The organism is Bacillus sp. NH11B, assembly GCF_001884205.1.
GTDB lineage: Bacteria > Bacillota > Bacilli > Bacillales > Bacillaceae_G > Bacillus_A > Bacillus_A proteolyticus.
The window spans coordinates 39,212-53,839 of the sequence record NZ_MAOG01000016.1; the positions used below are offsets into that span (position 1 = coordinate 39,212).

A 14,628-nucleotide genomic window follows, 5' to 3' on the forward strand; every position below is an offset into this window, starting at 1 on the left:
CCCCCTCTTCTTTTAATTTTTCTTTAAAAGAGTTGCTCCTGCAATCCCTGGATGTGTCATTTCGAATGGATCTAGAATTAACTCTAATTCTTCTTGTGACAATACACCATTTTTCACACATAGTTCTCGAACGGATTGCCCTGTCGCAATTGCTTCTTTCGCAACGCGAGCTGCTGCTTCATAGCCGATATGAGGGTTCACGGCTGTGATAATTCCTACACTCTTCTCAACATACTCTTTTAGGCGGTCTTCATTCGCTTCAATTCCTTTTAAGCAATTATCTGTAAAGGCACGGAAACCGTTATTCATAATGCTAATAGATTGAAGTAAGTTGAAAACAAGTACTGGCTCCATAACATTTAATTCTAATTGTCCTGCTTCTGAAGCAAGGCAAATTGTATGGTCGTTACCAATTACTTGGAACGCAATTTGATTAATTACTTCTGGCATAACAGGGTTTACTTTCCCTGGCATAATAGATGAACCTGGTTGACGAGCCGGTAGCATGATTTCCGCTAATCCAACGCGTGGACCTGATGCCATTAGACGAAGGTCGTTCGCAATTTTAGACATGTTCATCATACATACTTTAAGTGCTGCAGATACTTCAGTGTACGCATCCGTATTTTGGGTTGCATCTACTAAATCTTCTGCACCAACAAGTGGTAGTTCACTAATTGTAGCTAAATGTTTTACAACTGCTTCAATATATTCTGGATCCGCATTTAAGCCTGTACCAACTGCAGTTGCTCCCATATTTACTTCATATAGATGTTGACGTGATTGCTTGATACGTTTCATATCACGTTCAAGTACGCGAGAGTATGCTTTAAATTCTTGTCCAAGACGAATTGGCACAGCATCTTGTAAATGTGTACGACCCATTTTAATAACATGGTCGAACTGTTCTGCTTTTAATTCAAATACATCATGCATATAACCCATCGTTTGTAATAAGCCTTCTAATGCATTTAATGTTGCAATATGAATTGCTGTTGGGAATGCATCATTTGTTGATTGCGCCATATTTACATGACTGTTTGGACTAATATAATGATAGTCTCCCTTTTCCATTCCTAATAATTCAAGAGCACGATTGGCAATGACTTCATTTGCGTTCATATTCATTGAAGTTCCTGCACCGCCTTGAATTGGATCAACGATGAAATGATCATGCCATTTCCCATCAAGGATTTCTTGTGATGCTTCTGCGATAGCACCACCCTTTGTCAATTCCAATCTTCCTACATCTGTATTAGCAAGTGCTGCCGCTTTTTTTACAATTGCTAACGCTTTAATTAAACCTTCATGGACTTTATATCCTGTAATTGGGAAATTCTCTACTGCACGCATTGTTTGTACACCGTAGTACGCATAATTTGGCACTTCTTTTTCACCTAAAAAATCTTTTTCAATTCGTACTCCATTTTTAACTTCAGTTAATGTTGACATGACTTTTCACTCCTTAACGATTTCTTATGCTGCTTTTGTTTGTTTGACTGTTTCTACATATTGTTTTGCTTTCTCATCATCGAATTCGCCTTCCCACTTCGACATAACAATGGCCGCTAATGCATTTCCTAATACATTGACAGCTGAGCGAATCATATCTAAAATACGGTCAATTCCCGCAATTAATGCGATGCCTTCTAGCGGTAAGCCCATTGATCCTAACGTCGCTAATACAACAACGAATGATGCACCCGGAACTCCCGCCATACCTTTGGATGTTAACATGAGAACGAATAATAAAGTTATTTGCTCTGTCAGTGACATGTGTATACCGTACATTTGTGCAACAAACAATGCCGCTAACGCCTGATAAATAGCTGATCCAGTCAAGTTAAATGTATAACCTGTCGGAATTACGAAAGAGGCAACTGCCTTTGGACAACCGAACTCTTCCATTTTTCTCATTATATTAGGTAAAACAGCTTCTGAACTTGCTGTCGTAAATGAAAGAATAAGTTCTTCTTTTAATATTTTCATTAATGTAAAAATGTTTACTCCAACCATTCGTGCATTAATACCTAATACAATCACAACGAATAGTATAACAGTTACGTATACAGCTAGCACTAGTTTTCCTAAAGGAAGTAGTGTTGCTACACCAAATTTTGCAACCGTAACAGCAATTAATGCGAATACACCAAATGGTGCAAATTTCATCACTTGATTTGTAACCCAAAACATCGCTTCGAGCACACCTTCAAAAAAGTTAAAAACAGGCTTTCCCTTTTCACCGATTGCTGCAACTCCTAAACCGAATAGTACTGAGAAGAATATTATCGGTAATAAGTCACCTTGTGTAATAGACTCAAATATATTTTTCGGTACAATATGAACAATCGTTTCTGCAAATCCTTTCTTCTCTGTTGCATCTGCTGTTTGTTTATAAGAAGAAATATCAGTTTGCTGTAAATTATTCATATCAACGCCAGTACCTGGTTGGAATATATTTGCTGCAAGTAATCCCATTAAAATAGCAATTGTCGTAATAATTTCGAAATAAAGAATTGTTTTCCCGCCTAGTTTCCCAAGCTTTTTCATATCTCCTACACCAGCTACCGCAACAATTAATGCTGAAATAACAATCGGTACTACAATCATTTTAATTAAGTGAATAAATATATCCCCAATTGGTGTGATATAAGAAATCGCCGTTTTATTTCCATAAAAGATTGCCCCTACTACAATCCCTAAAACAAGTGCGACAAAAATTTGTGTTGCCAATCCGAATTTTTTCATTTATGTTCATCCCCTTCATGCGAACGCTTTCATTTCATATTTATAAAAGCTTACTCACACATGATATAAGCGAACCTACAAAATCATACAAAAACCTACAAGTTCGTCACAAAAAATTCAATTTTTTTTCTTATATTTTTCATTGACACCATTTTGTTAAAAAGTGATAAAATATACTTGATAAGTAATCGGATTATTTTGTATAATCAAAAAGATATACACTTACAATAAATTGAAATGAAAAGGAGTGGATGTTATGAAAAATTATGTACAGAAATTCAGCCTATCTTCTTCTTTTCTTTTTCATTTTCTCAGCAAGGAACAAAGGCATTCGCCTTTGTTCCTTTTTTATTGCCATTTATATAGGGGGAATTGTTATGAAACCATATAAACGCGTCTTAATTAAACTAAGCGGTGGCGCACTTGCTGATCAATCTGGAAATAGCTTTAACTCCAAACGATTAGAGCATATCGCAAACGAAATTATATCCATTATTGACCTAGGTATCGAAGTATCCATTGTCATCGGCGGCGGTAACATTTTCAGAGGTCATCTAGCTGAAGAATGGGGAATTGATCGTGTAGAAGCTGATAATATCGGTACGCTAGGTACGATTATTAACAGCTTAATGCTTCGCGGCGTTTTAACAAGTAAAACAGATAGAGAAGTACGTGTTATGACTTCCATCCCTTTTAATGCAGTAGCTGAACCATATATTCGCTTGCGTGCAGTACATCATTTAGATAACGGCTATATCGTCATTTTTGGAGGCGGGAATGGGCAGCCATTCGTTACGACAGATTATCCAAGTGTACAAAGAGCCATTGAAATGAATAGCGACGCCATTTTAGTCGCAAAACAAGGGGTCGACGGCGTCTTTACAAGTGATCCGAAACATAACAAATCAGCGAAAATGTACAGTAAACTGAACTATAACGATATTGTTAGGCAAAACATACAAGTAATGGACCAAGCCGCTTTATTGCTTGCTCGAGATTATAATTTACCGGCACACGTCTTTAACTTTGATGAGCCTGGAGTGATGAAAAGAATTTGTTTAGGTGAGCATGTCGGGACTTTGATTAATGATGATGCGTCGATGCTTGTGCATGAAAAATAGTTATTTTCATTAACAAAAGGGTGCCTTTTATAGACACCCTTTCTTCGTTAATCATCACAAATAAAAATCAACCCATCCAACTACTTTCTCCTTACAACGCTCCCAGATAGATAAGTTGTCAAAAAATGTTTCTGTCATCTCTTTCGAATCACCAATGTCTTGCGTTAACGCCTCATTCACTTGTGCTATGATAGGACCACCATGAATATACAAATTCATCTCATCATTTATATAAAAGCTACGTGCAGTTATGTTCGTTGTACCGATAACAGTTAATTCATTATCAATCAGCATTAACTTTCCATGAAACATCCCTTTTTTATAACCATACACAGTAATCCCATTTTTAACAGCTTGACGGATGTAAGGATATGCCGCCTCTTTAATAAGAGGTATATCCGGTTTATATGACCAAAGTATTTTCACTGTAACACCACGCTTTTGCGCTCCAATTAAAGCATTCATTAATTCTTTATTTTTCGCTATAAAATATGGTGTTGTAATGACAATTGAATGCTTCGCTTGGTCTATTAACTCTATATATTTTTCAGCGACGTGGTGTCCATTGTAACTAGTCATAGTATGTAATGTGTTCCCTTTACTAGCTTTATTCGTACTTCTCTTTATATCTTCTTTCGTATCTCGTTTCCAATCTAAAGCAAACTGTTCCTCTAAGTCCTTTGCTCCTTCTCCTCTTATCCGCACATGATAGTCACGCCAATATCCAAAACGCTTATCTTTCCCTAAGTACTCATCCCCCATATTAAAGCCACCCGTATAGCCAATCCCCCCATCAATCGTCGTAATGCGGCGATGATTACGATGGTGCAGTGAATAAAATCCGAATGGCAATTCAGGTTTTCTACTATATGTAAAATGTACACCACTTTCCCGCAATTCATTTTTCATCTTTCTTTCAAATGATAAATCATTAATGCGATCAACTGATAAATAGACGTTTACTCCTTCTTTTGCCTTCTCTTTTAATAAGTGTAAAAAAGTATGGCTACTTTTATCATCCGACAAAATAAAAAAATACGTGTAAATAGATTGCTTCGCTTCTCTTACATCAGTAAATAACTTTTTATAAAATGACTTTCCTTCTACATATAATTGAAAATCACTATAATGAGGCGCGTACTCTGTCGGCATATTTTTTCCGGCTTCCATTTTTCTTCCGAGCGTAACGTCAATATGCATCCAAATTAATATAAAAATAACAATAGCCATAATAATAGAAGTAACTCGCAATATTTTTTTAATCATTTTGATTTCCTTCCGCTCAAATTACGTTCTACTCCGTAGTGTTTCATTTAAATATGTTTTCATACGAAATGTAGTTCTTAATTTTTATCGATGTTAAACAGGTAAAGGAGAGAAGAGTATGAGAAAAGGAAAAATCCCTATTATTTTTATCCCAGGTCTTTTCGGTTCAATGAGTAATATTATTATTCCGGGTACTGGTAATTGGAGCTTTGGACTTTCTTCGTTTATCTATGAACCATTCATCATGATGTTAGAAAGTATAGGCTATGAACGAAATAAAAACCTGTTTATCTGTTTTTATGACTGGCGTCAGCGTATTGCTGTTTCTACTCAAAAATATTTATTAAAAACGATTGCTTATGTTAAAGAATTTACAGGGTACGATAAACTAAATTTAGTTTGTCATAGTATGGGTGGACTTCTTGCACGTTCTTACGTTCAAAGTGAAGAATATGAAAATGATGTGGAGCAACTTATTATACTCTGTACACCAAACGCTGGATCTCCTCCCAATTATAGTTATTGGACTGGGGGTAGTCTCCCTGTTCATGCCTCTTCTAAAATAAATATTGTTCATTTTTATATGGAACAATACATTCACTACGTAAGCACCTTACACAAAATGAATAAAATTGAAGCAATACACCGTTACTTTCCAGGATTACAAGATGTTATTCCTTGTAAAGATTACGGAAATTATTTATTTATAAGATCCGGCTCTTCTATTACATTTCTTCCTTATAACAAGATGAAAACGAAAAATCCTTTCCTCGATACATTAAATAAAAATAGATTTATTATCGAGAAAAGAAATATTGAAACTACACTCATTGCAGGAGATGGAGTAGAAACGATTCAATATTTACAAGTCGTCCCTTCATATTCAAAACTGGAATGGACAGACGGAAAAGTCGTCGGTGATATACTTACAAAACATGGTGATGGTAACGCTGTTCTACATAGCGTTTTTCTTCTAGAGGGAAATAAATATGTTGTGCATGCTTCACATAACGAAGTGCTCTACAAAAGCATTCCTATATTACAAAAGATACTTTAAATTACGAATACAAAAAAGGTGTGGCATTGCGCCACACCTTTTCATTAAATGAAGTTCCTTGCATCATTATTTCTTCCAAACTTATAAATCGCAATTAAGAAGAATGCTATCGCGAAAGCGAATAAGATTAAAATGTTTAAATACAACTCTGAAAACGGAATTCCTTGCTGTAATTTCGAAATCGTGTCCATTAGCCAGCGTTGCGGTAAGAAATCAGCTATTTTTTGTACCGTTTTCGGCATAATATCATATGGAAAATAACATCCCGCTAATAAACATGTCGGTACAATAACAACATTTTGCATCGCATTTGAAGCAGTTGAACTTTTTGAAAAAGACACAATGACTAATGATAAACCAATTGCGATTAAAGCAAATATCATGAGTACACCAATCATCACTGTGAAAGGCATATTTATATTTGTATGGAAAACATACTTCATAAATAATACGGCAATTACAATTTGCACTGTTAGTATAATCATATTCACCGCGACATTAGATAATATAAATTTCTTTCCATCTATCGGTGTCGATAATAATCTAAAATACGTTCTGTTCTCTTTTTCTTTTAAAATAATTCCAGATAAATTCGCTGCCGAAAATAGCATAAACATGATAAGATAACCAATCGTTTGATTTGTCATATCCTTATTTTTCGAAGTATCTTCAAGTGTCTCTGCTTTTACTTTAAATGAACTTTTTTGATAACCAGCGTACATACTATCAAACGTACTTTGATCCGCCCCTGCCACTTTACTAATCGCAGCTATATTATCAACATAGTTATATAAATATGATTTTATAAATACTGTTACTTGATCACCTTTAATCGATGAAACTTCAATATGACTCGGTTTCCCTGCTCGAACACTTTCGGAAAAACCAGACTGTAATGTAATAACACCATCAAGTTTTTTTGAAATGAGTTTATCTTCCACTTCGGATTCCTTAATTTTACTAACATTTACATGATTGAGTCCTTCTAAAAATTTTACTGTATCATTTGCGATAGGCTGATTTTCTTTATTTATAACCCCAATATTTAACGTTCCTTGCCCTACATTACCATATATTGAAAAAGAAATGAGTGTTCCTATTATCGGCAAACTTACAATAAGTAATAATCCTTTTTTATTTTTAAAAAGCGCAGCTAATGTTTTTCGTATGAGCCATAAAATATCTTTCATATTACAGCCCCTCCCGTCTACGTAATGCGATAATCGCAATTAATAAAAAGATTGCTGAAATTCCAAGATTTAAAGAAATAACCGGCAGTGCTGCTCCTATGTCATTTGCATAAATAATTTTCATAATAGCTGTGTTGGCCCACGTTAATGGTGATAAATTCGTAACGACATTTTCTTCCACTACGAAATACGCACCACCAAAAATAGAAGCTAATTGCACAACAACCATAATAATTGCTCGAGATGCCTCACCTGTTTTTGTAATAAATCCGATTCCTAAACCGAAACTAATTGCTAGAAAGATTTCTGTTAGTAAAATAATAAATATGATTCCAAGATGGTCGCCCCAATTCGCTTGAAAAATAAATTTACTAAATATAACGACGAGTAATAGACAAAGTGCATTTGCTACAAGACTACCGAGCACTTTCCCAATGAAAATTTCAGCCTTACTTATAGGTGCTGCAATTAAACGATCTCCTGTTTTACGTACTCGTTCTCCTCGAATTAAAAAACTCGCACCCATTGCAGCATACAATGCAATCATTGTCGTCATTACAACCGCGTAGTAATCCATAGAACCTGGTTTTTTAGCAGCTTGTAAAGATGTTTCTTTAATATAATCATTATGATTTCCATTTGAAATAACTGTGCTAACCTTACTTGGATCTACTTTTGCAACTTCTGCCGCTACATTGTACTTATCAACAAATGTCGTAAACATTCCTTCAACAATACTTCCTTCAATACTACTTCTGTCGCTTCCGTAAAATTTCGCACCATCTTTATTCAATTCTACATATGCAGCATATTTATTTTGCTTCACTTCTTCTTTCCCCTCTATACCTTCGGAAGCTTTTTTAAAATGGATACCCGATTTATCGACCTCTTTCGTAAATGCTTCAAATGATTGAGAAAACGTGCTTCCCGCTTCATCTTTATAAAGTACTTGTATATCTTTAATCGAATGACTATCGCTATTAAATGCGTTACTTAACGCTGTTCCTAATACAAGCATAAGCACAATCGGAAATGCTAACATAAAAACTAAAGTTCTTACGTCCCTGAAATCTCTTTTAATGTGCATAACTGCAATATTGAAGATGTTCAATCGATGAACCTCCCTTTTCCTATTCTTACAATCACTTTATTTATCTCGTAAGTTTCTTCCGGTCAATGTAAGGAATACTGTTTCTAAATTCGGAGCCTGCTCTTCTAATGAACGAATTTCAATATCATGATTAATAAAGTGTTGAATAATTTTATTTAAATTATTTAATCCTGCATCAGAATTTACTTTGATTACGTTCTCTTCAATTTGAACAGCTTTCACACCGTTTATCTCTTTTAATTTTTCGACGTCTAGATTTTCTACTGACTTCACTTCAATCCAAATGTCTTTCGTATCGGTAATAATCGCTTTTAACTGTTCTTTCGTGCCTTCTGCAATTACTTTACCGTGATCTACAATTGCTATTTTCGTACAAATCTCTTCTACTTCTTCCATGTAGTGACTTGTATAAATAATCGTACTTCCCATTTCATTTAATTTCCGAACAGACTGAAGGATATAGTTTCTTGACTGTGGATCAATTCCAACTGTCGGTTCATCCATAATAATTAACTTCGGTCTATGAGCGATTGCACAAGCGATATTCAGCCTTCGTTTCATCCCGCCAGAAAAGTTTTTCGGGTAACTTTTATGTTTATCACTAAGGCCTACAAATTGAAGTGCTTCCTCTACTCTCGCTTTTAGCTCGGCTCCTCGTAATCCATACAATCCAGCAAAGAATTTCACATTTTCATAGGCAGTTAACTCTTCATAAATCGCAATATCTTGCGGAACGATACCAATATTCATTTTCGCAAATCGATTATGTTTCTTTATATTTTTTCCTAGTATGCTAATTTCACCTTCATTACTTCTTAATAAGCCAGCAATCATATTAATTGTTGTACTTTTACCAGCACCATTTGATCCTAAAAATCCAAATATTTCTCCTTCTTTAATAGATAAAGACATATTATCTACCGCGATGAAATCACCAAATTTTTTCGTTAAATTTTTAATTTCTAATGTGTTCATCATTTCACCCCTATTTCGGTTTCTCTGCTTTTATCCCGCTATTTGCGATCAGTAAGACTCCCACTGATTGAAGTTTCACTTTATTATAAGCAAAAAGAATGAACCTGCTCAGTGCAGAAGTTCACTCTTTTCACATGAGATTATTCACTTTTTTCATATGAGATGATTCATCCCTCATATCGGCAACAACATCGTTACTGAAAAACCACTTGTTCCATCTATAATAATTTTTCCGTTTACTGATGCTGTTCGCTCCTCCATCCCCATAATCCCGAGACCTTTCTTAACAAGAGCTGCACCTTTTCCATTATCCTTTACTTGTACTTTGATCATCTTGTTCAGTACATGAATATCGATTGAAATGACTGTCGCATCAGCATATTTCATCGCGTTTGTTAGTGCCTCCATAACATTTTCACCGATAATCTTCCACTGAATCGGTGAAATCATATCTAAGTTCCCTTTATATACGAATGGAATATTTATATCATGCTTACCAGCAAATTCCTCTATGAATAATTTCATACGATGAATTCCAATTTGTTCAGTTGGCGGCTTCATATTTTTTAATGTAATCCGAATGCTTTCGATTCCATCTTTTGAAATATGAATGGCATTTTGTAATAATTCCGCAGATTTTTCTTTATCTATTTCCATTAATCTCTTTGCTGCTTCCATTTGAATTAGTGCACCTGTCATTGAGTGACCGATTTTATCATGAATTTCTTGAGATAGTCGATTTCTCTCTTCTAACTTAAATGTGTACTCTGATTGCCTTATGTACTCTTTATTTTCATTTAGGCTTTTCGTCAGTCGTTGCATATCTTTTCGCATCTTATCATTTTGTGATTCAAGCTTTAATACACGAGGGATATAACGATCTGCCATAGTTAAAATGAGAAAAGAAAATGCAACAATTAATCCATAGGTCATTCGAATACTTTCATCTGTAATCGTAATTGGGAGCATCATAATCACAAAGCGTGACCAATTCTTTTCTATGTAATGGAATGTAATTTCGTATAAGTTCAAAGGTAAAAACAAAATAAAAAATGGATGAACCCTCCATGTTAATAACATAACTACACTAATTGAAATACAGATTAATATTTTTTTGTACGTATCTTTTTTAAATATAGAGATCAGCACGTTTACAGAAAGATATAAAAGCAAAGCAAATATAACCCATGGTAAGTTCGTAACATTTGAATGTATGTAACTGAACACAATATATATAAAGACAATTAATTTACTTACAGTTAACCAAAATTCCATATCATTAATCTACTTTCCCTGTTAAGTAGTAAATCGCAATTTGTGTGCGGTGTTCAAGTCCCGTTTTCCCTAAAACTGATGTAATATAATTTGCGATTGTTCCTTCAGATATAAAAAGCTGTTTCGAAATTTCTTTATTTGAGAAACCTTTTGCAATTAATGCGATAATACTAAGCTCCCTTTCTGTGAAAAGGCTCTTATCAATTTTACATTCTTCCTCTTTACTTTCCATTAAATTAGACTTAATTTTATCAAGGACTACATCTTGCATAACAGTTTGACCGTTATATACTCCTTTTATCGCATCACGAATACGCTCCGGATCGTTATTTTTTAATAAATAACCTTTCGCTCCGTTTTTTACTGCATCCAAAATATATTCATCATCATCAAACGTCGTTAAAATAAGCGGTTTTGTTTTTGTCTCTTCACAAATTATTTTCGTCGCCTCTACCCCGTTCATGTTTGGCATACGAACATCTAAAAGCGCAATATCAACTTCATGCTTTTTACAATACGCTACAGCTTCTTTTCCATCATTTACAGTATCTAATACTTCGAACTCTTCATATGTATTTAAAATAATTTTCATACCTTCTCTAATAAAAGAATTATCATCGGCTATTAATATTTTAATTTTCATGTTTGTTAGTATGGACCTTATCCTACTAACATTCACATCCTTTCTCCATGTAGCATTTCCTCTTTGCTCATTATATACTTCTCTTTACCATTTTTTCACACCTTTTCATATAGCCCTCCTGCTAAAAATATATTATTCTTTTTTTACAAAATGTGTAGGGTGACTTATCATTCTTTACGTCTATATAATAGAATGCGTCAAAAAGGAGGGAGAGACCGATTGAGGAAAAACAATTAATTGAAAAAGCACAGCAAGGAAGCGAGCATGCTTTTCGTATCCTTGTACAAACATATCGTCATTATATTTTTCAAGTTATCTTTTCTATTTTAAGACATGAAGAAGATGCTAAAGATGTTACACAAGAAGTATTCGTAAAAATTCACAACTCTCTCCCAAATTATCAATTTCGCGGATTAAAAACGTGGATGGCACGTATTGCCACCAATCACGCTATTGATTATAAGAGAAAGAAAGCTAGAGAAAACGAAGAACTCTCCTTATGTAAAGAAACAGAGGAAAATATAAAATCCTCTCATAACATTGAAGCTTTACTATTGACGAAAGAGCAAAAATTACTCATTGCTCAAAAACTAAGAGAACTTCCCGACAATTACCGTGACGTCGTTCTCGCGCATTACTTAGAGGAAAAAAGTTATCAAGAAATTGCTTTCCAAGAAAACATCGAAGTGAAAACGGTCGAAATGAAACTGTATCGGGCAAGAAAATGGATTAAAAAACATTGGAAGGAGGAAGAGTTTCTATGATGCATTATTCAAAAGAAGATTGGCACAAGTATACATTAGATGTTATAGCAAGCAATGAACGTGAATCTATGGAAGAGCACCTTTATGAATGTGATCATTGTTTAGCACTTTATATGGAAAATATTGATGAACAACATGAAAACCTTCCAATGATAAATGATGATTCATTTACGAACGAAGTTATATCGCAAATTAATTTCGAAACGTTACAGCCTAATGAAAATATGAAATCAAACCAGCTAAAGCGTACGATTATTCACTACATAATTGCGACGGCGGCTACAATTATTTTTATGGTAAGTGGTTTATTCCATTATATTTTCACAGCGACATCAAATTTCGAAAAATCTTCGAAACACAATGAGACTTCTATCTCACAACAAATTGTAAACAAATCGGTAGACACACCAAAAAAGGACGGAGGTTCAAAGCATGAATAAAAACCCCTTTTTAGCACTTGTATTAGGGCTAATTCCTGGGCTTGGACATTTATACTTAAAAAAGCTAGGACGGTTTATTTTATATAGCGGAGGATCTTTATTTCTATTCTCCTTTGCAGTATTTTGTACCATAGTAGTAAGAGAACGTGATATTGCTTTTCTTTCTCTATTTTTACTAGCTGTTCTATGGGTAATTAACTTACTAGATTTAGTTATCACCATTATAAAACAAACGAAAAAACAAGAAACTGGAGAATTGATAAATTCCTCTAAAGAGAGCGAACGATTTTATATCATTCTCCTATCCATCATCCCTGGACTTGGCCATTTCCAATTAGGACTTATGCAACGTGGTCTTACATTTTTAGTCGCTTGTGCTGGCTTGGGCAGCATGATTATATTTGTGACTTTATTAACATCTCAAGGAAGTTTCCTTATCTTTCTTATTACGTTACCTGTTTTATGGATTTATAATTTCTTCGATGTCGTTCAGCAACTACAGAAAAAAGAACGTGGCGAGCAACTAGATGATCGCACTATTTTCGAAGATTTTGAAGAACATCGGGAACAAGGAAAGAAAAGTAAAACATTTGCTTCTATTTTAGCGATGTTCCCTGGAGCAGGACATATGTATTTAGGTTTACAACGTCGTGGTCTTCAGCTTATGGCAGCCTTTTTACTATCTATTTATTTACTCGATTTATTACGACTCTCTGCATTTTTATTTTTAGTACCAATCATTTGGTTCTATAGCTTTTTTGATGCGTTACAGCAAACAGCAAAATACGGAAAAGAACGAGTACAAGACGAACCAATTATCGATTATTTTATAAATCATCAAAGATGGATTGGTATCGGATTAATCGCATTAGGTGTTTATTATTTATTAGATCAAACAGTCCTTCCTATTTTGAATGATTATTTTGTAACTATATTTAATATTCATCTTAGTGAACTATATTATCGCTATTTCCAAACATCTATCGTTGCGCTCCTTTTAATTGGCGGCGGCTTTAAATTGTTACTTGGAAATAAAGAAAACAAAGGTGGGACAAGCGAATGAGGACTTGGCGTGTTGGAACATTCTCAATGGGGCTTTCTATTATATCGTTAGGATGCTTTTTACTATTTTCAGTCGTAAAAGGAATTCAAGTATTAGATACACTAACTGCATGGTGGCCAGTTTTACTTATTATACTTGGAGCTGAAGTTTTACTATACCTTTTATTTTCTAAGAAGGAACAATCATTTATTAAATATGATATTTTTAGCATTTTCTTTATCGGCGTTTTAGGAAGCGTCGGAATTGCTTTTTACTGTTTATTATCAACTGGATTACTAGAAGAAGTTCGTCACTCTATTAACACAACGAGACAAACGAGTAATATTCCAGACGGACAATTTGATATATCTGAATCTATCAAAAAAATCGTAGTAGATGCAGGACATCAACCTCTAACGATAGAGGGAAATAATACAAATCAAATTCATCTTTTGGGAACTTATGAAATGACGACGAAAGCAAATGAAAAACTCAATTTAAAACGAGATGATTTCCTTTCAGTTCAAACGGCTGGAGAAACGATGTATATCACTTTAAAATCATTACCTGTTCAGCATACGTTATTTAATTCAGCACCACAGGTGAAACCAACGCTTGTTCTTCCGCAAAATAAAAATGTGGAAATCCGTGCTTCAAATAACGAACTATCTCTTTATCCAGGTCAATTACAAAATAATTGGTTTGTACAGGAAAGCTCAAGAGTGTCTATCCATCTTGCAAAAGAGAGTGATGTATCTTTAACAGCAGTAACGAATCAAAAAGAAACACATGGAAGTACACCTTGGGAACAAGTAGAAGATTTAACGAAAAAAGAAAATAATTCTTCAGAAGAACATCCAGAATTAAACAACCAAGAACATTGGTATAAAAATTCAATTAAAACTGGAAATGGCACGTACAAGTTAAATATTGAGAAAGCTTATAATTTAAATATGAGCGTTATTGAAAAATAAGAAAAACCTTCCGCAATTGCGG

General features: G+C 34.3%; 14 protein-coding genes. 6 read left to right on the forward strand and 8 right to left on the reverse strand.

Annotated elements, in window-relative coordinates:
• Nucleotides 1–12: 12 nt before the first annotated feature.
• Together aspA and BAU27_RS02620 are read right to left on the reverse strand one after the other, a co-directional pair.
• On the reverse strand, nt 13–1,452 hold the full coding sequence (gene aspA, locus BAU27_RS02615) for an aspartate ammonia-lyase (protein WP_071770054.1): 1,440 nt from the start codon (nt 1,450–1,452) through the stop codon (nt 13–15).
• Between the two features lie 24 nt (nt 1,453–1,476).
• Nucleotides 1,477–2,748 (reverse strand): cation:dicarboxylate symporter family transporter, encoded by a 1,272-nt coding sequence (locus BAU27_RS02620; protein WP_071770055.1) that lies wholly within the window; start codon nt 2,746–2,748, stop codon nt 1,477–1,479.
• A 377-nt stretch (nt 2,749–3,125) separates the two neighbouring features.
• Between BAU27_RS02620 and pyrH the strand changes: the two genes are divergently transcribed.
• A complete protein-coding gene (pyrH, locus tag BAU27_RS02625) occupies nt 3,126–3,869 on the forward strand; it encodes a UMP kinase (protein WP_071770056.1) in 744 nt (247 codons plus the stop codon).
• A 54-nt stretch (nt 3,870–3,923) separates the two neighbouring features.
• Here the strand turns inward: pyrH and BAU27_RS02630 are convergent, their stop codons facing one another.
• Entirely contained in the window at nt 3,924–5,135 is a 1,212-nt protein-coding gene (locus BAU27_RS02630) for a phospholipase D-like domain-containing protein (protein WP_071770057.1), read from the reverse strand.
• Nucleotides 5,136–5,253: 118 nt separating this feature from the next.
• Here BAU27_RS02630 and BAU27_RS02635 point away from each other — a divergent pair, with 118 nt between their 5' ends.
• Nucleotides 5,254–6,192 (forward strand): esterase/lipase family protein, encoded by a 939-nt coding sequence (locus tag BAU27_RS02635; RefSeq protein WP_071770058.1) that lies wholly within the window; start codon nt 5,254–5,256, stop codon nt 6,190–6,192.
• A 44-nt stretch (nt 6,193–6,236) separates the two neighbouring features.
• On the opposite strand, the gene BAU27_RS02640 is transcribed toward BAU27_RS02635, so the two are convergent.
• The 5 genes from BAU27_RS02640 to BAU27_RS02660 all read right to left on the reverse strand — a co-directional run bounded on the left by BAU27_RS02640 (nt 6,237) and on the right by BAU27_RS02660 (nt 11,386).
• Entirely contained in the window at nt 6,237–7,382 is a 1,146-nt protein-coding gene (locus BAU27_RS02640; RefSeq protein ID WP_071745064.1) for an ABC transporter permease, read from the reverse strand.
• A 1-nt stretch (nt 7,383) separates the two neighbouring features.
• A complete protein-coding gene (locus BAU27_RS02645) occupies nt 7,384–8,493 on the reverse strand; it encodes an ABC transporter permease (protein WP_071770059.1) in 1,110 nt (369 codons plus the stop codon).
• A gap of 36 nt (nt 8,494–8,529) precedes the next feature.
• Nucleotides 8,530–9,468 carry an ABC transporter ATP-binding protein gene (locus BAU27_RS02650; protein ID WP_002148977.1) on the reverse strand — a complete coding sequence of 313 codons (939 nt, stop codon included), beginning with the start codon at nt 9,466–9,468 and terminating at the stop codon, nt 8,530–8,532.
• Between the two features lie 174 nt (nt 9,469–9,642).
• Nucleotides 9,643–10,743: a sensor histidine kinase gene (locus BAU27_RS02655; protein WP_071745062.1), complete on the reverse strand. Its 1,101-nt coding sequence runs from the start codon at nt 10,741–10,743 to the stop codon at nt 9,643–9,645.
• Between the two features lie 4 nt (nt 10,744–10,747).
• Nucleotides 10,748–11,386: a response regulator transcription factor gene (locus tag BAU27_RS02660; RefSeq protein ID WP_046959036.1), complete on the reverse strand. Its 639-nt coding sequence runs from the start codon at nt 11,384–11,386 to the stop codon at nt 10,748–10,750.
• Between the two features lie 275 nt (nt 11,387–11,661).
• Here BAU27_RS02660 and BAU27_RS02670 point away from each other — a divergent pair, with 275 nt between their 5' ends.
• The 4 genes from BAU27_RS02670 to exsE are packed head-to-tail and all read left to right on the forward strand — an operon-like array spanning nt 11,662 to nt 14,606.
• Nucleotides 11,662–12,150: an RNA polymerase sigma factor gene (locus tag BAU27_RS02670; protein WP_071745060.1), complete on the forward strand. Its 489-nt coding sequence runs from the start codon at nt 11,662–11,664 to the stop codon at nt 12,148–12,150.
• A complete protein-coding gene (locus BAU27_RS02675) occupies nt 12,147–12,590 on the forward strand; it encodes a hypothetical protein (RefSeq protein ID WP_071745059.1) in 444 nt (147 codons plus the stop codon). The genes BAU27_RS02670 and BAU27_RS02675 overlap by 4 nt, the downstream gene beginning before the upstream one ends.
• Nucleotides 12,583–13,653: a hypothetical protein gene (locus BAU27_RS02680; RefSeq protein WP_071745058.1), complete on the forward strand. Its 1,071-nt coding sequence runs from the start codon at nt 12,583–12,585 to the stop codon at nt 13,651–13,653. The genes BAU27_RS02675 and BAU27_RS02680 overlap by 8 nt, the downstream gene beginning before the upstream one ends.
• Nucleotides 13,650–14,606 carry an exosporium protein ExsE gene (gene exsE / locus BAU27_RS02685; protein ID WP_071745057.1) on the forward strand — a complete coding sequence of 319 codons (957 nt, stop codon included), beginning with the start codon at nt 13,650–13,652 and terminating at the stop codon, nt 14,604–14,606. Before BAU27_RS02680 ends, exsE begins: the two co-directional genes overlap by 4 nt.
• The last annotated feature ends 22 nt before the right edge of the window (nt 14,607–14,628 follow it).

Coding starts and splice junctions, on each gene's coding strand:
- BAU27_RS02655 (WP_071745062.1), bottom strand. CDS start 10,743: ATGGAATTTTGGTTAACTGTAAGTAAATTAATTGTCTTTATATATATT.
- BAU27_RS02640 (WP_071745064.1), bottom strand. CDS start 7,382: ATGAAAGATATTTTATGGCTCATACGAAAAACATTAGCTGCGCTTTTT.
- BAU27_RS02630 (WP_071770057.1), bottom strand. CDS start 5,135: ATGATTAAAAAAATATTGCGAGTTACTTCTATTATTATGGCTATTGTT.
- BAU27_RS02660 (WP_046959036.1), bottom strand. CDS start 11,386: ATGAAAATTAAAATATTAATAGCCGATGATAATTCTTTTATTAGAGAA.
- BAU27_RS02680 (WP_071745058.1), top strand. CDS start 12,583: ATGAATAAAAACCCCTTTTTAGCACTTGTATTAGGGCTAATTCCTGGG.
- BAU27_RS02635 (WP_071770058.1), top strand. CDS start 5,254: ATGAGAAAAGGAAAAATCCCTATTATTTTTATCCCAGGTCTTTTCGGT.
- BAU27_RS02650 (WP_002148977.1), bottom strand. CDS start 9,468: ATGAACACATTAGAAATTAAAAATTTAACGAAAAAATTTGGTGATTTC.
- exsE (WP_071745057.1), top strand. CDS start 13,650: ATGAGGACTTGGCGTGTTGGAACATTCTCAATGGGGCTTTCTATTATA.
- aspA (WP_071770054.1), bottom strand. CDS start 1,452: ATGTCAACATTAACTGAAGTTAAAAATGGAGTACGAATTGAAAAAGAT.
- BAU27_RS02620 (WP_071770055.1), bottom strand. CDS start 2,748: ATGAAAAAATTCGGATTGGCAACACAAATTTTTGTCGCACTTGTTTTA.
- pyrH (WP_071770056.1), top strand. CDS start 3,126: ATGAAACCATATAAACGCGTCTTAATTAAACTAAGCGGTGGCGCACTT.
- BAU27_RS02675 (WP_071745059.1), top strand. CDS start 12,147: ATGATGCATTATTCAAAAGAAGATTGGCACAAGTATACATTAGATGTT.